The following is a 24,718-nucleotide window of genomic DNA, read 5'->3' on the forward strand; positions in this document are numbered from 1 at the left end:
TGTTGTAGTTTACCACACCAGGCTCGGCGGTTGCTTAAGAATGCGGCCTCAAGCCCGGAAAGCCGGATTCCCATAAGGAGTCCAGCCTTCTGCAGCAAACGGCGTTCCGAACCGTGCGAATTAAAAGCCATAGACCTCGATTTCAATCAGCCGGGCGGTATTGTCCGTCCCATGGCTCGGGTCCGATATATTCATCCTGAGCTTGGCAGTCGTAATTGCCGTGAAACTCAGGTCATTGTACTGTCCCAAGGAACCGTCCATAATATTGTCGGCAACGGCAGCAACCGTCACCCACGTACTGCCGTTCCAGTAGTCGATGCTATAATCGTCGATCTGATATCCCGCTCCGCCTCCCGGTTCCGTACCGCTCCAAACTTTCACATTGGTAATCATTTTGCCGCTGCTCCACTCCAGCTGGTAATAATGGCCGGCCTGTGCAGCTGTGGAGAGCCATCTGCTGGTGTAGCTGGTCTTATCGCCGTCTACGGCTTTATCCTTTGTATAAATCCCGCTTTCGCTATCGACGGTTATGGTTGCATTCCCTGCTATATTCGAAATGATGCCATAAACTTCGATTTCGATCAGTCTGGCCGTAAGATCCGTTCCATGGCTGGGGTCCGTGATATTCATTCTTAATTTATCCGTGGAAATTGCCGTGAAGTTCAGGTCATTATACTGCCCTAAGGAACCGTCCTTGTTATTATTTGTAACAGTTGCGACCGTCACCCACGTACTGCCGTTCCAATAGTCGATGGTATAGTCATCGATCTGAAAACCGGCGCCGCCTCCCGGCTCCGTACCGCTCCAGACTTTTACTTTGTTAATGATTTTGCTGCCGCTCCACTCCAGCTGATAATAATGACCGGCCTGCGCGGCGGTAGACAGCCATCTGCTGGTATAGGCGGTCTTATTGCCGTCTACGGCTTTATCCTTCGTATAAATGCCGCTCTCGCTATCAACGGTTATCGTCGCATTTGCCGCTATATTCGAGCTGCCGTATACCTCAATCTCAATCAAACGGGCGGTATTGTCCGTCCCATGGCTCGGGTCCGATATATTCATCCTGAGCTTGGCAGTCGTAATGGCCGGAAAGACCAGGTTATTGTACTGTCCGAGGGAACCGTCCTTATCATTATTCGTGACGGTAACGGCGGTCGCCCACGAGCTGCCGTTCCAATACTCGATGGTATAGTCGTCGATCTGGTAGCCCCCCGAACTTCCCGGCGTTGTACCGCTCCACACTTTTACCTGATTGATCGCTTTGCTGCCGCTCCACTCCAGTTGGTAATAATGGCTTGCTTGGGCGGCTGTAGATACCCATCTGCTGTTAGTACTGGTTTTATTGCCGTCTACGGCTCTATTTTTCGTATTGCTTCCGCTTTCGCTATCGACGGTTATGGTTGCAAGAGGGGCAATATTGGATGCCGGGGCCGCGATATTGGATGCGGCATACGCCAGATTGAACCGTGCCAACCGTATTTTCGAATTGCTTTCCGCTTCATATAGGCACAGGATCGTCTTGTCTTGCGTCACTGCGAGATCGGAATACGCGGCGGAATTCGGATTGATCACGCTCCCGTCCGACCACGTCTGACCTTCATCATAACTGATGCGGATATTCATGTTAGAGCGATTAGGTCCTATCGGATTGGAGAAGAGCAAGATGTCCTCTCCTCCGTCTGCGACGGTCGAATACCTGATCACTCCCGCATGTACGGTGGGATTTACCAATTCGCCGTGATAGCCGCTTTGCGCAAACGTCAACCCGTTGTCCGAGCTCCTGGACCACCCTCTTTGATTGTTGCTGCTGTCCTGATGCCTCCAGTTTAAATAAACTTCGCCATCCGTCGTCATCGCAACTGCAGACTCATTGGAATCCGCAGGACCTATTGCGCCGACTTTCCACGTTGCCCCATGGTCATCGCTATACAACAATCCTGCTCGCTGGCTTTCATAATCTCCTGACACTTTGGGCTGGGCAAAAGCCGGAATTATTAATCGGCCGCTGTCAAGCTGAATGCCGTGACTATTATTCCCGGGAGATGCATAACTTCCTGCCGCGTCGGCTATTACCGATACCGCTGTCGGCGCAGACCAGGTAACGCCATCGTCATCGCTCGTAATGATATAGAATGGAGCCCAATTAACCGCGCTGCTATGAGCAAACGCACTTGAACTGCCATAGCCGACGACAGGTATTTTGAAAAAAGTAATAAAAATTTTGCCTGTTGTTCTGTCTTGCACGATAGGTCCGATTCCGCCCGCCCAATCGGTGCCTCCGTTAAAAACGGTTTGTATGCCGGACCACGTTTCACCCGAGTCCGTACTTCTCCGCACTTGTATATCCGTCGGATTGCCGAAATCGGCAAGGCCGTCTTTGCGCCAACCGGTAGTAGCAATAACCGTTCCGCTCGTCGTAATCAATAGTCCCGGCAATCTAGGATATTGACTTCCCGACTGTTGAAATAAGTCTTGCTGCTGAATCCACGGTTCTTCCGCAAGCGCCATTGCAGGTTTTGCGATCGATACGATCATGATCAACAGTACAGCGCTTAAGAAGCCAACCAGGCCTGCCGCTGAAATTAATCTTTTTCCCCTCATTTTAACTAACCTCCCAAATGAATGATCATTTCCGTCAGGCAATCGGACTTGGCAGCCGGCTTTCCGTCAACCGTCACTGTCATCCCTTCGTCGATCGAAACATTCTTCTGGCACCCGTGCTTTTTCCACGATACGGTGACGAGTTTCCCGTGATAAAGCACATTTTCCAACCTAAAGTAGTCCCACCCCATATCCAGCGGTTTGATTCGGACCGTGTCGCTTTCCTCCGGAATAATGCCGACGATTCTTGAGATCAAGATGGCATTGTAATAGGAATGAAAATAATCGTAAACCTCTTTATTCCATACACCTGTCTCCGGATTGATGCTCTCGCTTGTATTAACAACGTTGTTCTCCTCGTCCTGAATCTGGGAGGCGGTCCACTTCTGCCAAAGATCCCGAAACAGCTTGACATAGGCCTGTGCGCGTTCGAATTTTTGTATGGAAGCCCCCAGACCATCCAGTGCGATGGCATTCGAAAAGTGCCAGGACGGACCGTTCCAGCAGCATGGATACGAATACGGGTTGCTTGCCGACGCGTGAGGGCCGACGAGCCATACATTGTCCGGTGCGTACGCCGGGCATTTCCTGGATACCGTAGGAATAGGGTAAGCTGCGTAAAATTCCTCCGGGTCGCCCAAATAGTCATACATGGCCATATGCTCTTCCTGAACCATATCCGTCAATCCCGGGAAAAAGCCTGCTACGCTCCTGCTCAATAATGCTTTGGCATCGGACCTTGGTTCCAGGTCATAAAAGAATCGCGACTCTTCGTCCCACATCTTGGACATCATATTTGCTCTCAGCTTGCCAAGCTTGGCTTGATATCGATCCGCTTCGGCGTATCTTTCTTTTAAGGCCAGCATACGATGCAATGCCTGAAGGTTGGCGTACAGGAATACGGCTTCGTCGATCCGTTTCAACGCGGTTTCCCGCTCCCGGCTAAAGGGTGCGCTCCTGGTATGGTCCCACTTTGGCTCCGTAAACTCAAAAAAGCTTGGTTGATACTCCATGGCCGTTCTCCATGTTCCGGTTACAACCGGAAGCATGTCCTCTTCATCGACAAATTGCTCGCCCGATTCCCAATTCACAAAATCAGCAATCCGGTCCACATAAGCATCGATAATGGCGGGGTCATTTTGTACAAGATACATATTCCATATAGCGGCTGGAAAATAAGTCAAATAGGTGTCGCGGAATCTCCCCTTCTCCATTCCCTCCTCCACCTGACTGTCAAGAAGACTGGCTGCGTAGCCTTGACTGATCGACGGGTCCCTTAGCCATTTGGCTTCATCGATATGCATGGGAGCGCTGCAGCAGCATGGAACGGAAATGACATCCTTGCCTTCATAGAAGCAAGCCTGTTGAAAGCAATCGATTTGCGGATAGATCAGATTCTTGTACACCAGATACCATCGGTAATAATATACTTTCTCCACGTCCCCGGACGAACACGAGAATGCGGGGACATTTTCTTCGAACCAGCGAATAAAATCGTTGTCGTACCTGCTGTAGAGGTTTGGTTCATGATCGATTTGCCGGATAAAATCGTTTGGATTCATCGCTCCCGTATGGTCCATATAGCCTGCGACGACAATCCTTGTTTGCCGATTTCCAGCCAGGATCAAACGTTTCTTTAACGTACCGTTATCCTCTTGCACCCGAAAGCCTGCGGCGTATATGCACACTTCCGTTTTTGCCACATGGCGGAATATTTTTCTGGCATTGCATTCAACGTCGAGTTTGGTAATGACGTGGTCCTTCCCCTTATTGTCATAACGGAGAAAAAAGGGATTGGCCGTAGCGGAACGATGGTTTTCAAGCGACCGGCAGAGGGTATCGATTTCCAGTTCGACTTCCAGGTCATGCTCTCGCCGGTTCCGAATGTCCAGGATCGCAACAAACCTGTCGCTTCGGTCGATGAATTTCTTCTCTTCGACGATCAGGCTCTCGGACCGGAACTCCATTTTGAGCCCCGTTGGCTCCCAGCGCAAGCTTGCGCATTCGAAGCGGCAAGGTTCTCCGTCGATTCTGGCATTCAGCCTCCACAAATAATCGTAGGGGACATTATTGATCGTTACATAACTTATCGAATCGGATACGAAACCGGGGCACTTCTCCATTCTCCGCACCCACAGCCTGTTCCCGGCCATATCCGTTCTTATGGGGGTTGCCAGCATATCGATAATAAAATCCACTATATGCCTCCTCCCTATTGGATGCCGTCACGCTTTACCGACCATCCGGAATCGCGCCTGCTGCGGCTGAAAACGGCATCATCGAGTTGAATGCCGAACCCCGGCAAATCCGGAATGGTTACCAAGCCGTCTTCTATGCGGTAGGATGAGCCGTCGATCCCTTCCGCATCGGCAGGATCCCACTCTATAAATTCAAACCCTCCAACGGCTCCGGCCAAATGACCGCTCGCATAGTTGCCAATGATGTTGCCGTAGCTATGCGGCGCGGAGCCTGCTCCCCAGGCATCGAGCCGGGCGCCGAGATGGAGCCACTCGGAAAATCCCGGCTTCATGATGTCGTATTGAACAACATCGATGATTTTCTCTCTCGCCCACTCCATCAGCTGAGGATCCGCCTGGCCTTCGCCGTCGGCAATTTTCACGTTCATCCCGTGCTTCGTCATCCACTCTTTTAAATCTTCATACAACACCCGGTCTTCATGAAACGCTTCCTCGATCCAATACAGAGCGCAATCCTTCGTTTCCATCAGCACTTCTTTCGTCATATTCAAGGTATAGCCGTTATTGGCATCGATCATAATTTTGCCTTCCGGACCGGCGACTTCCCTTACCGCCCGAATGACAGCGATGTCCCGCTGCAGCCCTTTCCGCGTTTCCATCCAGCGGGCTCCCCGGCCCACTTTGATTTTGAAATGACGGTGGCCGCGATCTTTGCCTTCCTGCGCCTCGCGCTTCATCCAATCGATCGCCGCCTGATCGTCGGTCAGATGCAATTCGTCAAAATATAATGTCGTATCGTAGCACGGCACTTTGATTTCGTTCTTTCCGCGAGAAGCAGGACCGCCGGGCCAGGCAAACAAATCGTATACGGACCGGCCGGCAAGCTTGCCCAGCCAGTCCAATAACGGAAACTCGAGCGCGCGGAACTTTTCCTTGACGGTACCGTTTTCCTCAAACATGTCCGTTGCCGATGCGCCAATAAGCATCGTTGCTTGTTCCTTGCTTATTCTCGACATGCCGAAGCCGGTTGTTTCCCCGATCCTGACTCTGGCCATACGGGCGACAGGGCTTCGCCCCCGCGCAGCAAGTCTCGCGTTGCGGCCTGCTTCTCTTGGACGTTCCCCCGGAAGCGTCGCCCATTCGATTTCGTCCAACCGATACGACGCTTGCAAACAGGTCAAAACCATAAGTTGGACCTCCGTCAATGGAATGATCAACGAACTGATTCAACTACCCGGCAACCGTATCCAGCACGGCGCCGTCCGCTCGCAGCAGCGCTTGCAGCTCGCTTACGTCGATTTCGCGAGGCGTAACGCCATGCTTGACCGCCAGCCCGGCCGCCGTGCCGGCCGCTTGGCCGGTCGCCATGCAGCTCGGCGTCAGCCGGGTCGTGGCGAGCGCTTCGTGCGTCGTCGAAATGCAGCGTCCCGCTGCCAGCAGGTTGACGATCGTGCGGGAGACGAGGCAGCGGTACGGGATGTCGTACGCGCCGTCGCCGCCGACCCATGCCGCCGTCACGCCGCGGCCGTCCGGCGAATGAATGTCGATCGGATAGCCGCTGCGGGCGATGCAGTCTTCGAAGCGCGCTCCCTGCACGACATCGTCCATGGTCAGCGCGTACAGCCCTTCGAGCCGCCGCGTTTCGCGCACGCCGATCTGCGAGCCGACCTGGGAAAGCGAGGCGTTCTCGAAGCCGGGCAAGCAGCGGATCATGAAGTCGGCGTACATGAGCACCTGCTTGCGCCCTTCCTCCTCCGCCAGCGTCAGGTCCTCGACGTTCGTGCCGTCGAGCCCTTGCACCCGCGTCGTGTTGACGAGCACCTCGTCGTCGCCCGGCCCGGTGAAGAACAGCACGTCCTGCCGCTTGATCGGCAAATTCGCTTCGTTCCAATGTTTTGAAAACCCGCCGACGCCGGTCAAATGCAGCTGCGGCAGCTCGGCGATCGGCGTTTTGTCGTTAAACTCGTCCGGATGGTCCAGCATGTACGCTTTGACCTTGTGCAGGTCGACGCCTTTCATCCGGAATTTCAGCGTCATCGGCTGCATCAGCTTGTCGCCGTCCCGGCCTTTCTGGTAAGGCGCTCCCGACAGGTGCACGATATCCGCGTCGCCGGTCGTGTCGACGAACACGCTCGCACGAATGCGGATGCGGCCGGACTTGCCGGTGATCTGCACGGCCGCGATGCGGTCGCCCTCCGTTTCGGCGGCGTCGGCGAAGCTGTGCAGCAGCAGTTTGACGCCGGCTTCGCGCAGCATCTCGAGCGCCAGCACCTTGTACACTTCCGGATGGTACGGCGTAACGGTGCGGACGAAGCCGACCGTACAGCGCATATGCCCCGGCGAAGCGTTCCGCTCCATCAGCCGCTCGATGATTTCCTGCGCGATGCCTTTGATGACCTGGCGTCCGTCCATCGTGTGGAACGTCATCCACGGATACACGAGCGCCGCCGTCGACATGCCGCCGACGAAGCCGTAACGCTCGACAAGCACCGTACGCGCCCCGCTGCGTCCGGCTGCGATCGCCGCATTTACGCCCGCCGGTCCGCCGCCGATTACCACGACATCCGCTTCCATTTCTCTCATCATCGTGTCGTTCTCTCCCTCTTATTTGGGGTATTTAGGAAATGTGATACTCTTCCAGCACCTGGCGAATGCCTGCCTTGCCGTCTTCCGTAAGCGGCAGCAGCGTCGTGGCGATGTGGTCGTCGCAGACGCCGAGCTGCTTGAGCGCGTATTTGTGGCCGTTGCCCCAATGCTTGCCGCCGCCATATACCATGCGCTGGATGTGCAGCAGCTCCTTCTGCAGCCGCCGCGCCTCGGCGGTGTCGCCGGCTTGCGCCGCCCGGAACAGCTTGACGCAATGGTCGATGCCGAGGCTGCTGATGCCCGGCACGATGCCGTCGACGCCGTTGCGCACGGCCAGGTCGAGCGTTGTTTCGTCGCCGTGCAGCACGGCGAAGCTGTCGCTGGCGCCAAGCTCGCGCAGCAGCGGGGTGTGGTTGAACACGTTGCACTTGACGCCGATGATGTTGCTCTCTGCGCCCAGCTCGAGCAGAATGTCCGTCGGGATCAAATTGTTCGTATAAACGGCGTCATAGATGACGAGCGGCACGCCGGCGTTCCGGCTAAGCGACGCGTAGTAGTTGAACAGCTCGCGTTTGTCGCGCGTGTTGTAGTAGTACGGCGGCGTCAGCACGATCGCTTCCGCGCCGGCGTCGATCGCCGCGCGCATCGTTCGTTCCGTCAGGCGCGGGCCCTGCTCGGACACGTTGACCAGCACCGGAACGGCGCCTTTGACTTCGTCGGTAACGATTTCGACCAGCCGCTTCTTCTCCTCGCCCACAATCATCGGAAATTCGCCCATCGTGCCGAGAATGAACAAGCCGTTTACGCCTTTGGCGATCAGCCGGCGGACGAGCCTCCGCGTTCCCGCCTCGTCGATATTTTGCCGCTCGTCGAGCGGGGTGACCATGGGACAAATGACGCCTTTCAGTTGATCTGCTTTCATGTTGGTTTCGCACCTTTCACATATAGTGGGGCCAGGCGATTGCCGGCCGTGTTACCCTTTGACGCCGCTTGACGCGATGCCCTGAATAAAATGCTTCTGAAACACCAGGAACACGACCATGATCGGCAGTACGGCGCAGGTAGCGCCGGCCATGACGAGATTCGTGCGGATGCCTTCCTGGTCGAGCAGCGCCTGCAGGCCGACGGGAATCGTAAACAGCTGCTTGCTTGTGATGAAGATGAGCGGGTCGAGATAGTTGTTCCAGTTCGCGACGAACGACAGGATGATCAGCGACACGAAGCCCGGCTTCGCCAGCGGAATGACGATGCGCCAGAAGATGCTCGCGTGCCCCGCGCCGTCGATGAACGCCGATTCGGAAAAGTCCTTCGGGATGCCCATAAAAAACTGCCGCAGCAAAAAAATGCCGATGATGTTGAACATGCCCGGAAGGATGAGCGTCCAGTGCGTGTCGTATACGCCGAGCCAGTTGAACAGAATGAACCGCGGCACCAGCGTTACCTGGTGCGGAATCATCAGTGTCATCAAGTACACGAGGAACACGGCGTTTTTGAAGCGAAACTCGATTTTGGCAAAAGCGTACGCAGCGGCGGCGCTGACCAGCAGCGTGCCGGCGATCGTAATAACCGTCACCTTCACCGAGTTGTAGAAAAACCGCGAGAACGGGTAAAACTTGTTCTGCCACACATCCCGGTAATTTTCGAAATGCGGATGCGCCGGAATCCAGCGGATCGGAAACTGGAACACCTCGGACGGCTGCTTGAGCGAAGCCGACAGCATCCACAGAAACGGCAGCACCATCAGCAGGCCAAGCGCCGTGACGAGCGCTGTGACGAGCAGCTTGGAGAGGCGGGTTTTCGTTTGCTGGCGCGTCGTCTTCATGAGTAGGTCACCCACTTTTTCTGCTGTCTCCACTGGATGAGCGTGATGATGAAGATGATCGCAAACAGCACCCAGGCGATGGCCGACCCGTAGCCGAATTTGTAAAAGCGGAACGACGTCACGTAGATGTAATGCACCAGCACCGAAGTCGAGTCGCCGGGCCCGCCTTGCGTCATGATGTTGACGGGGCCGAAAATTTCGAACGAATGGATGATGCGGGTGATGAACAAAAAGAACGTCGTCGGCGACAGCAGGGGCAGCGTAATGGAGAAAAACTTGCGCACCCCGCTGGCGCCGTCCACTTCGGCCGCTTCGTACAAATCTTTGGAGATGCCCTGCAATCCGGCCATGTAAATAATCAAATCGTAGCCGAGGCCGTTCCAGATCATCATCATCATGAGCGACGGCAGCGCCCATGTCGTGCTGCCGAGCCATTTCGGCGGATTGTCGACGCCGACGGACAGCAGAAATTGCGTCAGCGGCCCTTGCGACGGATGCAGCAGCGCCATCCAGACCACCGAAGCGGCAACAATCGTTGTGATGTACGGCATGAAATACACGAGCCGCAGCGGTCCTTTCATGTACACCTTGCTGTTCAGCGCCATGGCAAGGACCAGCGCGACCGCCATCGTCACGGGCACGACGACGATCGTATAAATGCCATTGTTGCGCAGCGAATGGTAGAACAGCCCATCCGAGAACAGCGCGCGGAAATTGTCCAGGCCGACGAGCCTGATGTGGCGCAGGCCCGAGACCAGGTCCCAGTCGCTGAACGACAGCACGAGCGAAAACACGATCGGGAACAGCATAAACATCCCGTATCCGAGCAGGCTGGGGGACAGGAACAGCCAACCCGCCGCCGCTTCTTTTTTTGGATTCATTTGATCACCTTCATCCCCGTCTTGTTGGTCTCGTTGCCATTATAGGCCGGGCGGGCGGCAGCTCAGAAGGAATGATCTTCGCGATTGTTTTCATCATTTTTGCCGGTTGGGCGTGATGTTCACTTTTGTCGGAGGGATGTTCATTATTTTTCGATGGAGTGGGTGGACGACGGCGAGGGCCAAGCGGTGCAGACGATGCGAGGCAGAGACACTGCTAATTTGTTAATGGAGTGGGGCTGCCGGCCATGAGCGTGTTGTTGGCGGAGTGCCAACGGGCTGCCTCCAAAGAATAGCCAATGAAAAATGGCCTATTCTCCTCTTTTTCGTCATCACACAAGAAATAGCCAGTGAAAACACTGGCTATTCCCTCGAAACGTACCATTTCAGCGCCGTTTGCGCGTAATAGCCAGCGAAATCGCTGGCTATTTTCGCCTTGCCACCCCAAAACGGGAAAATAAGCCACTTTTCACGGCCTATTTAGATGCCCCGCCGGCTGCATCCGCACAAAAAAACGGCGGAAGCCCGATCGCTCCCGCCGTCCTTGCGGCTTGCGCCGCGCCTGCGTCCGTCAAAACTCGAACAACGACTTCATCGGCACCCACAGCTCCTGGCCTTCCGCCGCGTTCTCCCAGCGATCGAAATGGGGACCCATCACTTCATGCCAATCGGCCGGCGTGTTGCTCGTGTCGAGCAGCCCCTTCGGCTTGATGTCGCTGACGACGCCGGGATGCTCGCAGTACGAGAAAATAAACGACTCGTGCGTGCCGATCGTATACGTCTTGTTGAAGCTTTCCGGCGTCTCTTCCTGCAGCTGAAAATGATAAAACACATAGCTGGCGAACATGTCCGGCTTCAGCCGCGCGAGCGCGCCGGCGCGCTTCTCGACCTGACGGTCGCCGCGCCACGAAGAAATGTCCACCGGATCGCCGTCATGGAAAATGTCGATCATCGGCACCGCCAGCCGCGCGCCGGCGACACCCGGCCACGACTCGAGCCACTCGCCGGCGGCCGGCTCCCATTCGAACGCCGCGCGTCCCGCCGTCGTTTCGAAATAAACGCACACGACCCGGTCGTGGCGAAACGCCGAAAACGTCACCACTCCCGCGCCTTCCAGCGCGCGCCGGCGCTCCGGCCCGCTTGCCGCAACGAAGCGTTCGAACGCTTCCTCCGCTCCCGGCTTGACCAGCGACAAATACATGCCCCGCTTCATCCACAGTCCCCCTAAGCCGGTATCGAACCGCTTTTACCAGAAAATATCGGTTTTGCCGCGCAGCTTGCACACCGCTTCCGCGAAGAAGAAGTCGGCGTAAATGATCGGCACGTTGACGTGCGTCCGCCGCGGGAAGTTCGCCGTCGAGAAACGCAGCAGCCCTTCCTCCTTCGGATCATCCCATGCGCCGCACGTTTCGTCAACCCGCCGCAGCAGCCGATACGCCGCGTTGCGGTACAGCTTGGCCTCCGCCTCGGGCAGCAGCAGGCTCAGCTCCAGCATGCCGTCGGCCGCGCAAATCGATGCGCTGGCGTCCATGCCCATGCCTTCTTCCCACGGAGCGCGGAAATCGTACGGCGGCAAGCCGTTGTCCGGCACGTTCGCCAGGAAGAAGTGAGCCGTCCGCTTCGCCGCGAGAATGTAGCGCTCTTCCTGCGTATAACGCGCGCTGATGGCCATGCCGTACAGCGCCCAGGCGGTGCCGCGCGACCATGCCGAGTCCGGCGCGTAGCCTTGGCCGCCGCGCGATTCGATGCGCTCGCCGGTTTCCGGATCGAAGCAAACGATGTGGTTGGTCGAACCGTCCGGCCGCAAAATGTCGCGCAGCGTCATGTCCGCATGCGCCATCGCCACATGGCGGAAGCGCGGGTCGTCCGTCGCTTCGCTTGCCCAGTAGAGCAGGCCGAGGTTCATCATGCAGTCGATAATCGCCCAGCCGATGCGCTCCGGCGGATTCCAGGCGCGGATGAAGCCGCCCTTCAGGTTGAACCGCCCCGTCAAATGGCTGGCGACCGTAAGCGCACGAAGCTTCGACTTTTCGTTGCCGGTCAGCTTGTATTGCGCTACCGACGACAGGCTCCACATGAACCCGACGTCATGGTGCAGCGGCTCGAACGCCTGCAGCGGTTCGTCCATCTTCGTTTCGACTTCGTCCGCAATCGCCCGCAGCCGCTCGTCTCCCGTCTCGCGGTAGATCAGCCACAGCAGCCCCGGCCAAAATCCGTTCGTCCACCAGTCCACCGGTTCGTCGTTATACTGCCCGTTAACGGACGCGTACGGGAACGATGCGCCAATGCGCTTGCTCGTCCGCCCCACTTTGTCCACGATGCGGCTCCATCGTTCCTCTGCCCACAGCTTTGCTTCTTCGTCCTGATTGTGCCAGGCCGTCGTCATCGTTATCCTCTCCCCGCGCCGTCAGCCGGCGTTATTTCCACAGACCCAAGTAAGGCATCCCCGACGCGTTCGACAAGTCGATGTCCGCTTCGCCGTACGCGCCAGGCATCAAATAAATGCCTTCGTTCGTTTTCATGAAGCCCGGCCGGTCGGCAAAATTGAACCGCTCCGGCAGCGTCCGCGGCCCGCCGACCCAACTCATGTCGCGGCCGAACACCGCCTCGTCCTTGCGGCCGAGCAGTTGGTGCACGTCTATCGCATGGTAATCGGTGATCGTCCAGCGTTCTCCTTGCTCCATCCAGATGCACCGGCTGCCGAGCAGCACGGAAATCCGTCCGTCGCCGGGCGCCAGCAGCGCCTCGCCGAATGCGCGATCGTACCCGTAGCGGGCGATCATGTACAGCAAGTCATGGCTTTGCCAGGTGCTCGCCGGCGCCACATCCGCTTCGTTGTCCCAGCCGGAGGCCGAAGTAAGATAACCACGCGGATTCTGGTAGTACGCGTACGTGGCGTCGCATTGCCGCAGGAAGCCGGTCAACTCGGCATCGTCCCGGTGACGCAAGTAGTCGTGTATCGCGTACAGCGAGATGCCCATGCCGGCGATCAGCATCGGCCGGTCCAGCTTCACCCAGCGCGTGCCGGACTTGTACCAGACGCGGTGCATGCGCGCGCAGCCGTTTTCGTCGTACCAGGCCGAACGCGCCAGATGGCGGCTCAGCGCGCCGGCGTGATCCAGGTACCGGCTGTCGCCGAACAGCTCGTACGCCAGCACGAGCGGTCCGATCAGCAGCCCGTAATATTCGCCCGGCTCCGTGCTGTCGTACGTGTTGCTGTAGCGGTAGGAAGCTTCGCAATCGGCATCGGGCAAACCCCGGAAATGGAACTGTTCGATCATCTTGTCGATTTGGCGGATCAGCTCGCTGTCGCTGCGGACATCGCTTTCGCCGAATACGCGCCGGTACAGCAGCTTGCCCCACAGCCGCGCGTATTCCTGGTTGCTGATCGCCCGGGCGCCTTCGTACATGATGCCGTACGGATACAGCTTGTCGCAGGCGGCAAAGCTGCGCTCCATCGCCAGCCGGATCGACTCGCGGGACGCTTCGGGCAGCCAGTCGCCCGCGAACAGGGCGGTCATTCCGAGCGCCGCGTTCGGCATCGCATTGTGGATGAGCCCCGCCTTGAGCGATTCGCCCATCTGGAAACCGATGTGCGCGTATTGCCCGTCTTCCTGGAACGCTTCCGGGGACGTTTGGAAGCGGATCATCTGCAGCAGCCGCTCCTGCAGCCCGCGGACGCGCTCGTCAGCCGCCTCCGCACCGCCTTCGCGCATACCGCGCAGCGCCAGCGCCAGCGACGGCAGCAGCGGGCTGGCCCACGTGCTGTGCCCGCTGGTGAAATCGCTCCAGCGGTACGGGTTGGAGCCCCATACCGAATGATTATGAAAGCCGTGGATCGCACCGCTTGGCTGCACCCATGTCAGCAGCCAGTTGGCCAGCTTGCCCGCGTCGGGACGCTTCACCTGCGCCGCGACGATGGCCGATTGCCCGTTGTCCATGTTTCGATTCTCCTCTCCAGCTGTGAGCGGCACGAAGCGCTATTCGTTCAGCGCCCGACCCGGGAACAGCGCCAGCACGCGCTCCTCCACGTCGGCGCCGAGGCCGACGCCGTCGCAATACTTGACATTCTGCGCCACTTCCTCCGGGCTCGACGCGCCGGACAGCGTCACCGCGATGTCCGGGCAGCCGAGGCAGAAACGCATGGCCGGCTCGATGAAGCCGCCTGGTTCGCCGCTGCCTTGCCGCAGGAAAGCAAGCAGTTCCTTGCGGCGTTCCGCTTCTTCGAGCATCGCCGGGCTTTTCAGCAGGAACTTCGCCGGCCGGTCGGCGAGAATGCCCATCCACAGCGGGCTGCCGTGAATGACCGCTACGCCGTGCTTGCGCGTCATCGGAAACAGCACGTCTTTGGCCGCATAGTCGATCAGCGTATATTTGGCGAACGTTTGCACCGTATCGATCAGCCCCGATTCGATGAATGGCTGCAGCATCTCCGTTTTGCCCGCGTTGACGCCGATCGCCCGCACCTTGCCTTGCTCCTTCAGCTTCAGAAACGCCGGCAGCGTTTCGTTCATGCCCGCTTCCACGCCGCACGTTTCGAGCTCGTGCAGCTGAATCAGGTCGACATAGTCGGTTTGCAGCCGGCGCAGGCTGTCTTCGACGGATTTGATCGTGTTGTCGTATGTGTAAGGTTCGCCGCGCATGACCGCTTTGGTCGCCAGCACAACTTTGTCGCGTTTGCCGCGCAGGGCGAGCCCGAAGCGCCGCTCGCTTTCGCCGCTGCCGTACAGCGGCGCCGTGTCCAGGAACGTGATGCCGTGATCGATCGCGGCGTGAATCGTGCGGACGGCGATTTCGTCCGTCATCGTGAAGTCGAAATCGCCGCCGATCGGGGCGCCGCCCAGGCCGAGCTTGGAGACGCGAATGCCGGTTTTGCCCAGCTCCGTATATTGCATGGAATTAATCTCCTTTCATTATGGGGAACTTTACGGGAAACCTGCCCGCAAAAAAAGCAGCCGACGCACAGCCGTACCAGCATTGTAGCCGATCGCCGGTTTTAATAGTAGGACCGTTTTGTGCTAAAATGTCGTTGTATTGTCGTACTGTCCGGAGGTAAATTCATGAGCTTCATCCAGAACGTCAACCTGCAGCAAGTGCCGTTCCGCCTGTCGTACCGCCGCGTGACGGACGAGCAGTTTCCCGGTTATTATCATTGTCATCAGGGGATGGAATTCATCTTCGTCCATCGCGGGCAAGGGCATATCATGACAGGCCGCGCCGTGCATCCGCTGCGTCCGGGCGCCTTGTTCTACATGCAGCCGTTCCAGCTGCACCGGGTACAGCCCGAGATCACGGCCGACAGCCCGTACGAGCGCACCGTCGTTTCGTTCGAGCCGGCCGTGTTCGAAACGTACTTCCAGCCGTTCTCGCGCGTCAAGGATTACTATTTGCACCTGTGGAAAAATCAACTGGCCGAACAAACGCTCGACGTGGCGGGCGAGCCGGCTTACCTTCTTGAATTGCTGCAGCATTACCACGAGACGCTTGCGTCCGTGCCCGAGCAGGAGCGGCTGCACCAGTTCGGCTTGTTCGCCGTTTCCCTGTTTCAATGGCTGCAGACGGCCGGCTTTGGCGCCGGCGCGACGGATGTCGGCTTGCCGCACCCGTCGCGCGTCTTCCGCCATTCCGAGCAGATCATGAACTGGATCGAGGAGCATTACGGCGAACCGTTCGAGCTGGAGCAAATCGCCGATACGCTGCATCTGTCCAAACATTACGTCTCCCGCGTGTTCCGCCAGGAGACGGGAAGCAGCATTACCGACTACATCACCGCGCGCCGCATTCGCCAGGCTTGTCTGCTGCTCGGCACGAGCAGCTTGTCCGTCGAGCAGATCGGCATCAAGGTTGGACTGCACAACTTCCCTTATTTTTGCCAAGTGTTCAAAAAACTCGTCGGCGTCTCCCCCAACCATTATCGGAAAATGCTGTAAACATGCGTGAGCCGGCGCGATCAAGGATCAATGCCGAGCGTTTAGCGCATGTTTCATGCGCTGCGGCTTACCCGCGGGAACGATCAATCCCGCCTCTTCTAAAATTGTTAGATCTGGTGCGGGTGCTACTCATTTCTGTATGATTTTTCGACTATATGCGGCTCTCTCCGCACTTTCCCGAAGCGGAAGAAGGCGGATGCCCGGCCCATGCCGTCCTCATCCGCCCCAATCCGTCAGTTTGTCAGCACCACGGTGCGCGTGGCCCCGACCCAGTCGACGCTCGTGCCAAGCGCATCGCCGATGAAACGCACCGGCACGACGGTAAAATCGTTCACGATCGTCGCCGGCTGTTCCAGTTCGACCGGCTTGCCGTTGACGTAGGCGATACCCGCGCCAATCGTCAGTTCGACCGTGCGCTCGCCTTTGGCCGCCGTTACCGTACGCGTCGCGTCGTTCCAATCGATCGTTGCGCCGAGCGCCGTAAAAATGCTGCGCATCGGCACCATCGTTTTTTCGCCGATGATGACAGGCGGCTGCTCGAATGCCAGCGCTTTGCCGTTCAGCGTCACATGCACCGCCAGCGGATCGTCTTCTACCGCCGCGACCGGCGGTTCGGCCGGACCTTGCGGTTGTTCCGCAGCCGGCTGCGGCCCGACAAGTTCGGGCAGCGACCGATAGGAAGTCGAACCGATGCCGAGCTCGCCGTCCTCGTTATTGCCCCACGCCCACAGCGTGCCGTCCTTGCCGACGGCCAGCACGTGCGACCAGCCGCCGCCGGCGTCGATCGCAGCGATCGACGGCAGCCCTTCGACCCGCTTCGCGCTTACCGCCACCTGCGGATGGGCGCTGTCGCGCATGTCGACCTGGAACCCGCTCCACTCCAGCACAGTGCCGTCTTCCGTCAGCGCATACTGCGTGTCGAAGCCGGCGCTGACCGCAAGAACGCCGACCAGCGAATCGATGCGCGCCGGCACATCGACCAGACCGCCTTTCGCCGGAGCCGCCCCGCGCAGATTGCCCCAGGTCCAGACGGTGCCGTCCTCCTTGACCGCCAAGTTGTAGTTCGATCCGCTCGCAACCGAACGAACGTGTTCGAAGCCGGGCAGCGCCGTCGCCGGATGGTACCGGAACGATTCTCCGTCCTTGCTGCCGATGCCCATTTCCCCGCTGCCATTATAACCCCAGATCGACAGCGCACCGTCCTTGCCGATGCCGATCGTGCTCGTCCAGCCGTACGACAGCTGTGCCATGTCGGCCGCTCCTTCCACTTGGCGCGGCTTGAGCATGCTGCGCAGCGTCTCCTCGGACACGCCGTCCGGATAAGCCCCGCCCCACATCCAGACGGTGCCGTCCTTGCGCACCGCCACGCTCATTCCGAAGCCCGACTTGACCTCGACGACATCGGTCAAATCCTTGACTTGCACCGGCCGCGACTTGTTCGCATCGCTCGTCACGTTGCCTTGCGAGTCCTGCAAAGTAATCGTGCCGTCGCCCAGCTCGCCGGCAGCATTGCCGCCCCAGGTCCAGACGGTGCCGTCGCGTTTGACCGCCACGCTGTGGCTCCGCCCTGCGCTGACGGCGACCGCGTCGGCCAAACCTTGCACCTGCACCGGCGACGTTTCGCGCTGCCCTTTGCCGGCTTTGCCGTTGCCAAGCTGACCGGCGTCGTTGTTGCCCCAGGTCCAGACGGTGCCGTCGCGTTTGATGCCGAGGCTGTGCCCGTTGCCGGACGAGACGGCCAGCCAGCCGCTGTCCTTCGCGGCGGCAGCCTGCGCTTCGGCGCCGGGCGCCGCTTGCGAAACGGCCGCGGCCGCCGCTTCGGCGTAACTCGCCGGCGCGCCGGAAACGGCAAAAGCGCCGCCCAGCAGGGCGACGCCAAAAGTTGCGGCCAACAGCCGCTTGTTGGTTCGATTCATCGATGCCAGCTCCCATCCAGTCGTCAAAAGGTGTATGTACACGTATGAGACTACTGGATAAACCAACCATCGTCAATACATCCCGGTCGGAACGGGCATCAGGCGCCCCGCTCCTGCATCGTCTTCAGCCGCTCGGCCAGCATGCGGAGCATGCTGCGCAGCACCTCCTTGCGCTGGAAGCAGAACGCCGTCACCTGCAGCCGCGTCAGCTTCAGCAGCACCGTCCGTTCGCTGGCGGTGCAATCCGCCGACCGCGGGGTGCCGTCGATCACGGCCATCTCGCCGAAGCTGTCGCCGGAGCCGAGCTGCGCCAGCGTGCGGGCCCCGCGGTGCACGCGCACGCCGCCTTCGACGATCACGTACATCGCGTCGCCTTCTTCGCCTTCGCGGCAAATCGCTTCGCCAGGCCGCACGACGACTTCCTCCACCATCGAAGCGAGGCGAACGAAGTCGTCCCGCGAGAAGCGGGCGAACAGCCCGATCCGCTGCAGCGCAAGCACGAGCCGCAGCAGCGCCGCATTGCCCGACTGCGCTTCGATGGGCGCCCCGGCTTGTTCGGCCGTTTCGCTTGCGAGCGCCGCGGCCGCTTCGCGTGCGCCGGCTTGCGCCTCGGCTGCGGCACCCGCTGCCGGCTGCGCCTTCGGGCGCTGGTTGTCGATCTCGATCGCCGCGCGCAAACGGCGGGACAGCAGCTTCATCATTTCCAGCGCGATGCCGGTGCGGTCGAACATCATATCGAAGAAGGCGGAGGAATCGAGCCGGAACAGCGACGACGCTTCTTCCGCCGTTACCGTGGCGGTGCGCGGCCCTTGCATCAGAATCGCCATTTCGCCGAAACAATCGCCGGACGCAAGGCTGCCCAGCTTGTCGCTGCCGCGATACACGCCTGCACGTCCGCTGCGAATCACATACAGTGAAGCGCCCGTTTCCCCTTCGCGGATGATGGCGGAGCCGGCTTGCGCCTGCTCGTCCTGCAGCCGGTGCGCAATTGCAGCCAAATCTTTGCCGGACAAGCCGCGGAACAGCCCGACGTTGCGCAGCAGCCGGATGCGTTCCAGCCGCTCGGCGTCGATCTCCTCCGCCAGCGCCAGCTCCGGCCGCTCCAACAGCCGGGCGACAAGCGGCCAAGCGGCCGGCTGGCGCCCGCCCGCGTCTGCTGCCGACAACCGGATGAGCGACCGCACCCACCAGTCGCCTTCCAGGAACAACGCTTCCAACACGCGATCCGCTTCCTCCCGGTCGGCCGTCGCCGCCGCTTGCTGCCGCGGCGCCATCAGCCGGATCAGGCCGGCGCGCTGTTCTCCTTCCAGCAGCTGATCGACCACTTCGGCGGCGTTCGCCTGCTGGCGGGCGTCGCCTTCCGTCCAGTTGGCGTATACGTTCTGCATCGTCGCCGGCTCATACTGCAGGCTGAGCAGCCCGAAGACGCGCGCCGCCGTTTTGGCCTGCAGCTGCCGCACGGCGTCCGTCAGTTCGCGCCACGCTTCGAAGCCATTCAGCGCCTGCGCCTGGGCATCGTAGCGCCAATACGCCGCCAGCTCCTGCGCAACAAGCGCCTCTGTCCGATCCGTTACGCGCAGCCCCAGCTTGCGGTTCATCAGGACGAGCGAGTCTAGCATCTTCTCCCGCAGCTCGGGCGTCGCCCGCTCGTATTCGCCGAACATCGCGTCGAACGCGTACGAAGTCTCGAATTGCTCCCACACCCGCGGCAATTGCACGATCGGATCTTTGTCGGCCAAATAGGGCAGCAGCATCGGCAGCACCACGCGCTCGTCGTAAGCCGTCAGCGCGGCCAGCGCCTGCTCGCGCGTCTCTCCCGACGCCAGCAGCGGCACCACGACGGGCACGAGCTCCGGCACGCGAAGCAGCGCCGCCGATTCGAGCGCGCGCAGGCGCACGTCCGGCGACGGATCGGCCAGCATCGGCACAAGCGGCTTGTAGAAGCTCGGGATCCCGATCACGCCGAACAGCCGGGCGACGATCGTCCGCTCTTCGTCGCGCGGGCTGGCCAGCATCGTCTTCAGCGGGCCGACGGCAAGGAACATGCCTTCGATGCCGTAATATTTAATCAGGCCGCCGACCGCACCTGCCCGCACTTCGGCTTCGGGCGCATCCAGACCGGCCGCGATGCGGTCAAACCACGCTTCCGACGCGTAGGCGGCCAGCGTCAGATACGCCTGCGCGCGCAGCTGCGGCTCGGGCGCGTCCAGCAGCGGAAGCGCAAGGGTAACGCCATCCTCCGGGCGGCGCCGTTCGATCGCCCGCAACGTTTCGACGCGAACGTCGAGCTCCGCATGAGCGAGCAGCCGCGGCAGATGCGGGTTCAGTTCGAAGTCGTCCATCTCCTGCACGACGCGCAGCGCGAACAGCGCCTCCGTCTTGCCTTGACTGTGCAGCGCATCCGCCAGCACCCGTCTGCTGACGGAGTCCATAAAGTCGATTTCCGCATCCTGCACGTCAATATTTTGCTTTCGCAGCGAGGACAGAAGCGTCTTCAAATAAGCTCCCTTGATCTTGATCGCGGCCGCAATGCCGACGATCATCAGCGCCAGAATGACGTAGCTCAGCTCGTACGGCGTCATCAGCCGGGACAAGCCGATGAGGGCGATGGCGGCGATCCCTTTGGCCCCGTTGCGGACGACGCCGTCGAGAAAGCTTTTGGCCCGGCTGCGCCACTCCGGCGCAACGGGAAACATGATCAACTGGTTGACGGACGAATAAATCGTGTCGCCGACCGCCTTGTCCGTGCCTTTCACCGCCACGGCGATCCACAGGACCGGGTATAACAGGAGCGCGAAGCTGCCGGCGAACAAGGCGACGGGGAACATCAGCAGCGCCGTCATCACGCCGAAGCGGCTGATCAGACGGCCGGAGACGAACAGTTGCACCGCCAGCGCCACAAGCCCGGCAACGCCGTAGAAGCTGCCCATGAAACCGGCAAGCGCTTCGTTCTGCATCGAGCTGCGCAGAATCGACTTGAATTGGAAGTCGATCAGCATCAACGCGATCGTCAGCGATGCCGCCATCAGCGCCACATACGGCAAATGGGGCACGTTGCGAAACAACCCGCTGTCGGCTCCCGCTGCCGCTCCTTTGCGCTTGTCCCGCCCGCGCCCGGATGCGGCGAAGGCGGCTGCGGCATCGCTCGTGCGGCGAATCAGCAGCAGCACCAGCGGCAAACAAAACAGCTGCAGCGCGGTGTACACGAACATCAGATTTTCCGTGCCGAGCGTGTGGGCCAGTCCTTTCAAGCCGAAACCGCTGACGATGCCGCCGACGATGCCGCCGCTGCCGACAATGCCGATCATGCGCTTCGCCTTGCGTTGATCCATGACCGCCGTCGCCAGCTGCCAGAAGCTGACGATCATCAGGAAATTGAGCACGTCGCAGACGACGTAGTACACCGGCACGACCGCCCCCGCTCCGAAACCGACCAGCAGGCGCAGCGCGAACGAGATGACGGCAGCCGCCACGACAATGGCGGACACGAGCCGATCGAGCCGGATGCGCGCGCTCAGCCGCTGGAACAGCAGGCCGGTCAGCAGCAGCACGACGGACTGCGGCAAATACATGAACGACAGCGCGGACGAGCTGTATTTGCTGAGAAACAACGTATCCGCCGCCGTACGCCCGACCGTCGAAGCGGAGGTAACGAAAAATAAATAGCCGAAAAGACAAGCCGCCTTTACCGTTTCGTTCCGGTCGAACGCAAATTTGCGCAACAACCGTTCCGGCAGCGAGGAATAAGCATCGTTTGGCATGGAAAAAGCACCTTTCGTTCGGTCTGCATATAAACTTCTCCAGGGTACGTGGCCACAGTTCAGGTACTCTCGAAAAATAGCCCATGAAAAATGGCTTATTCGCCCGTTTTCCCCCACATCGTTCAAAATAGCCAGTGAAAACACTGGATATTGTCTTCAAACCGCCCCACAATCGAACGTTTCCCCGAAATAGCCAGCGTTTTTGCTGGTTATTTCCATGCGGCCCCCCATTTTTGCCGAAATAGCCATAAAAACATGGCCTATTTCAAATGTAAAGAAATTATTAACGCCATTTTCTTACTATAGCATGAAAGGTTGCCATCAATAAGAGAAAGCGCAAAGGTTCGTTGCGAATGCGCGAAATTCGTGCGATTTTGATCCCGGGCGGCATATACTGCATCGATTGGAGGAAATGGGATGCCAACCTATCGCATCATCGTCGACTTGTCCGACAGGCGGCTGCACTTGCTCAGCGGCAATCGGGTCGTGAATACGTACCCGGTCGGAATCGGCACCATGCTGACGCAAACGCCGGCCGGCGACTATACGATCGTCAACAAACAACCCCATCCGGGCGGCCCTTTCGGGGCGTTCTGGATGGGGTTGTCGAAGCCTCATTACGGCATCCACGGCACGAACGATCCGTCCTCGATCGGCAAGTTCGTCTCGCACGGCTGCATCCGCATGTACAACAGCGACGTCGTGAGTTTGTCGAAACTGGTACCGATCGGCACCGAGGTCACGATTCGCCCTTGAAGCGCGGCGTCAGGACGTCCGCGCGGCGGGAAGCACGCTTTTGCGCCAGGAGGTTCCTCCGTCGATCGTCGTTTGCAAATAGTCGCCCGCGGGATCGGATACGCGAACCCACCCTTCCCTGGCGCTGAAAAATTGCAGCTGCTCGAAGCTCCAGCCCTGCTCCTCGTTGACGAAACGCTGGAACGTTTTGCCGCCGTCTGTCGTTTTGGCCAGGCCGCCGCTTATCGGCCCCGCTCCCGCGCTGAGCGGAATGAAGCCGTTCGCCGCGTCGACGAACTGCAAGCCGCGCACGTAAGGGCGGCCGCCGCGCATCTCCGAAACGGCGCTCCATGTCGCCCCGCCGTCCGTCGTCCCGTACAGCGTCGCTTGCAGCGACTCGATCGACAGGATGAGCATCCAGCCGCGCTTGGCGTCAAGGAACGAAATGCCGACCGTGCGCAGGCCGGTGGAATCCTGCGGCGACCACACCATCTTCCAATGCGCCCCGCCGTCCGCCGTCGCCACGACGGTCGTCGCGCAGCGGTCGGTCGCTTCGCGCACGTCGGTGCGGCAGCCTTTCCCGGCCCGCCCCATAACCCAGCCGTGCTGGCCGTCCGCCAGAAACGCCCCTTCCTCCGGCAGGAACGGGCCGATGCCGAAGTCGACGGTGCGCCAGTTGGCTCCGCCATCCGCTGTCGCCAGCAGGTTCGTGTCCGCGATAACGAAGGCCTTGTCGGCAGAGACGGCAAAAACGCGATCGTCCGCCGGCTGCCCGGCCGGCTTCTGCGGCGCGCCTTTCGTTTGCGTCTGGAAGTGCAAGCCGCCGTCGTCCGTGCGCAGCAGCTGCCATTCGGCGCAGACGATTTGCCCTTTCTCTTCGTGACAGCCGGTTCTTGCCGTCATCCAGCCGCGCGATTCGCCGGCGAACCCGATCGCCCCGGCATGCTGGACAGGCAGCGTGCTGCCGCGCCACGTTTGGCCGCCGTCGGCGGTTTGCCACACGGCGCCGCTGCCGGCGGCGTCGCCGGCCGTCCAGCCTTGCCGCGCGTTCAGGAAGCTCATCCCGCTGAGCCGCAGCGGCTGTTGTTGCGCAGGTTCGGCCGCGGACGGCTTCTGCGATGACGACGGCGGCAAGCTGCCCGTCGCCTGCGGCGTCGCCGCAACGGAAGGCGTTGCGGTCGGCGACGCCGATACCGACGGCGATGAAACGACCGCGCCCGGCGATTTGGTTGCCGCCGTTTCCCGGGAAGCGCCGCTTTGGCAGCCTGCCAGCAGCAGCGGTATGCATACGGCTGCGATTGCATAACGTTTGGATCGTGCGTTCATGATGCATCACCTCTCTATCCCTTAGGGCGTGTCTGAAAACCCGCTCAGGTGCATCTTTCACCGCCTTTTCGCCCCTGCTGCGTCAGTTTTGCTTGACTTACCCCCGATAAGCCTGCGCAAAACTTCCTTGCATGGAACGAAAATTCGGCCCAATCTGCTGTCTTCGGAATTCTCAGACACACCTTTAGACGAAATGGTTCCACCGGATGTTGATTTTATCCGCCCGCGCCCAAAACTAACCGGCACTTGTCCCGATTGCCGCCGCAATCTGTTATGATGGGAGAAGAAAAATTGGCGCCATTCGCCTCGAAGCTGTTTCACTATTTCGCGAAAGGGGTATATGAACATGGAACTATGGGAAGCGATCCGCGGCAGACGGAGCATTGGCAAAGTGAAGCCCGATCCCGTCGACGCCGCGTCGATCGAACGGATTCTGGAAGCGGCCGTGTGGGCGCCCAATCATCATTTGTCGGAGCCGTGGCGGTTTATCGTCATGACCGGCGCCGGACGCGGTGTGCTCGGACGGGCTTACGCGGACGTGGCGGCGGCGGAAGCCGGCGGCGCGCGCACGGAGGAAGAACTGGCGCAGCTTCGGGCCAAACAGGAGACGAAGGCATACCGCGCGCCTGTCGTCATCGCCGTTGCCGTTTCGCCGGCGCCGGGCGAATCGCCTGCCGAAGAAATCGCCGCGGTGCACGCCGCCGTGCAGAACATGCTGCTTGCCGCCCATGCCCTCGGACTTGGCGCCATCTGGCGAACCGGCGAACCCGCCTACCATCCGCTCATGCGGCAAGCGTTCAGCTTGCGGGAGCCCGATCAGATTGTCGGCTTCGTTTATATCGGATACCCTGATCTTACACCGCCGCCGGCCAATCGAACCTCCTTCCGCGTCAAAACAACCTGGATCGACCATTAATCGCTGCAACGGATCGACATGTGACATTTTTCCACGATCGTCATAATCG

The 24,718-nt window shown here is 59.7% G+C and carries 17 protein-coding genes; 3 read left to right on the forward strand and 14 right to left on the reverse strand.

Features of this window, described 5'->3' with window-relative positions; genetic code table 11:
* Positions 1-120: 120 nt before the first annotated feature.
* The 11 genes from EXY20_RS33300 to EXY20_RS33350 form a co-directional block, all read right to left on the reverse strand.
* Positions 121-2,601, reverse strand: coding sequence for a galactose-binding domain-containing protein (locus EXY20_RS33300; RefSeq protein ID WP_135556747.1), 2,481 nt, complete (start codon positions 2,599-2,601; stop codon positions 121-123).
* A gap of 5 nt (positions 2,602-2,606) precedes the next feature.
* Positions 2,607-4,799: an MGH1-like glycoside hydrolase domain-containing protein gene (locus EXY20_RS33305; RefSeq protein ID WP_135556748.1), complete on the reverse strand. Its 2,193-nt coding sequence runs from the start codon at positions 4,797-4,799 to the stop codon at positions 2,607-2,609.
* Between the two features lie 14 nt (positions 4,800-4,813).
* Positions 4,814-5,986: a mandelate racemase/muconate lactonizing enzyme family protein gene (locus EXY20_RS33310; protein WP_135556749.1), complete on the reverse strand. Its 1,173-nt coding sequence runs from the start codon at positions 5,984-5,986 to the stop codon at positions 4,814-4,816.
* Positions 5,987-6,029: 43 nt separating this feature from the next.
* On the reverse strand, positions 6,030-7,385 hold the full coding sequence (locus EXY20_RS33315) for an FAD-dependent oxidoreductase (protein ID WP_135556750.1): 1,356 nt from the start codon (positions 7,383-7,385) through the stop codon (positions 6,030-6,032).
* 31 nt (positions 7,386-7,416) lie between these two features.
* Positions 7,417-8,307 carry a dihydrodipicolinate synthase family protein gene (locus EXY20_RS33320; RefSeq protein WP_135556751.1) on the reverse strand — a complete coding sequence of 297 codons (891 nt, stop codon included), beginning with the start codon at positions 8,305-8,307 and terminating at the stop codon, positions 7,417-7,419.
* Positions 8,308-8,358: 51 nt separating this feature from the next.
* Positions 8,359-9,207 (reverse strand): carbohydrate ABC transporter permease, encoded by an 849-nt coding sequence (locus EXY20_RS33325; protein WP_135556752.1) that lies wholly within the window; start codon positions 9,205-9,207, stop codon positions 8,359-8,361.
* On the reverse strand, positions 9,204-10,088 hold the full coding sequence (locus EXY20_RS33330) for a carbohydrate ABC transporter permease (RefSeq protein WP_135556753.1): 885 nt from the start codon (positions 10,086-10,088) through the stop codon (positions 9,204-9,206). The genes EXY20_RS33325 and EXY20_RS33330 overlap by 4 nt, the downstream gene beginning before the upstream one ends.
* Before the next feature lie 568 nt (positions 10,089-10,656).
* Positions 10,657-11,298, reverse strand: coding sequence for a hypothetical protein (locus EXY20_RS33335; RefSeq protein ID WP_135556754.1), 642 nt, complete (start codon positions 11,296-11,298; stop codon positions 10,657-10,659).
* Between the two features lie 33 nt (positions 11,299-11,331).
* Positions 11,332-12,471, reverse strand: coding sequence for a glycoside hydrolase family 88 protein (locus EXY20_RS33340; protein WP_135556755.1), 1,140 nt, complete (start codon positions 12,469-12,471; stop codon positions 11,332-11,334).
* Between the two features lie 31 nt (positions 12,472-12,502).
* Positions 12,503-14,026 (reverse strand): glycoside hydrolase family protein, encoded by a 1,524-nt coding sequence (locus tag EXY20_RS33345; protein ID WP_135556756.1) that lies wholly within the window; start codon positions 14,024-14,026, stop codon positions 12,503-12,505.
* Positions 14,027-14,065: 39 nt separating this feature from the next.
* Complete coding sequence (locus EXY20_RS33350) at positions 14,066-14,980, reverse strand: aldo/keto reductase (RefSeq protein WP_135556757.1); 915 nt, start codon at positions 14,978-14,980, stop codon at positions 14,066-14,068.
* 165 nt (positions 14,981-15,145) lie between these two features.
* Between EXY20_RS33350 and EXY20_RS33355 the strand changes: the two genes are divergently transcribed.
* Positions 15,146-16,015: an AraC family transcriptional regulator gene (locus EXY20_RS33355; RefSeq protein ID WP_135556758.1), complete on the forward strand. Its 870-nt coding sequence runs from the start codon at positions 15,146-15,148 to the stop codon at positions 16,013-16,015.
* 233 nt (positions 16,016-16,248) lie between these two features.
* On the opposite strand, the gene EXY20_RS33360 is transcribed toward EXY20_RS33355, so the two are convergent.
* Complete coding sequence (locus EXY20_RS33360) at positions 16,249-17,931, reverse strand: RCC1 domain-containing protein (protein ID WP_135556759.1); 1,683 nt, start codon at positions 17,929-17,931, stop codon at positions 16,249-16,251.
* 98 nt (positions 17,932-18,029) lie between these two features.
* Positions 18,030-21,692: an Npt1/Npt2 family nucleotide transporter gene (locus tag EXY20_RS33365; RefSeq protein WP_135556760.1), complete on the reverse strand. Its 3,663-nt coding sequence runs from the start codon at positions 21,690-21,692 to the stop codon at positions 18,030-18,032.
* 417 nt (positions 21,693-22,109) lie between these two features.
* Here EXY20_RS33365 and EXY20_RS33370 point away from each other — a divergent pair, with 417 nt between their 5' ends.
* Positions 22,110-22,448, forward strand: coding sequence for a L,D-transpeptidase (locus EXY20_RS33370; RefSeq protein ID WP_135556761.1), 339 nt, complete (start codon positions 22,110-22,112; stop codon positions 22,446-22,448).
* A gap of 9 nt (positions 22,449-22,457) precedes the next feature.
* Here the strand turns inward: EXY20_RS33370 and EXY20_RS33375 are convergent, their stop codons facing one another.
* On the reverse strand, positions 22,458-23,753 hold the full coding sequence (locus EXY20_RS33375) for a WD40/YVTN/BNR-like repeat-containing protein (protein ID WP_135556762.1): 1,296 nt from the start codon (positions 23,751-23,753) through the stop codon (positions 22,458-22,460).
* A gap of 346 nt (positions 23,754-24,099) precedes the next feature.
* On the opposite strand from EXY20_RS33375, the gene EXY20_RS33380 reads away from it, so the two are divergent.
* Positions 24,100-24,669 carry a nitroreductase family protein gene (locus EXY20_RS33380; protein WP_135556763.1) on the forward strand — a complete coding sequence of 190 codons (570 nt, stop codon included), beginning with the start codon at positions 24,100-24,102 and terminating at the stop codon, positions 24,667-24,669.
* Positions 24,670-24,718: the final 49 nt, after the last annotated feature.

This window comes from Paenibacillus cymbidii, from assembly GCF_004764705.1.
GTDB lineage: Bacteria > Bacillota > Bacilli > Paenibacillales > NBRC-103111 > Paenibacillus_AN > Paenibacillus_AN cymbidii.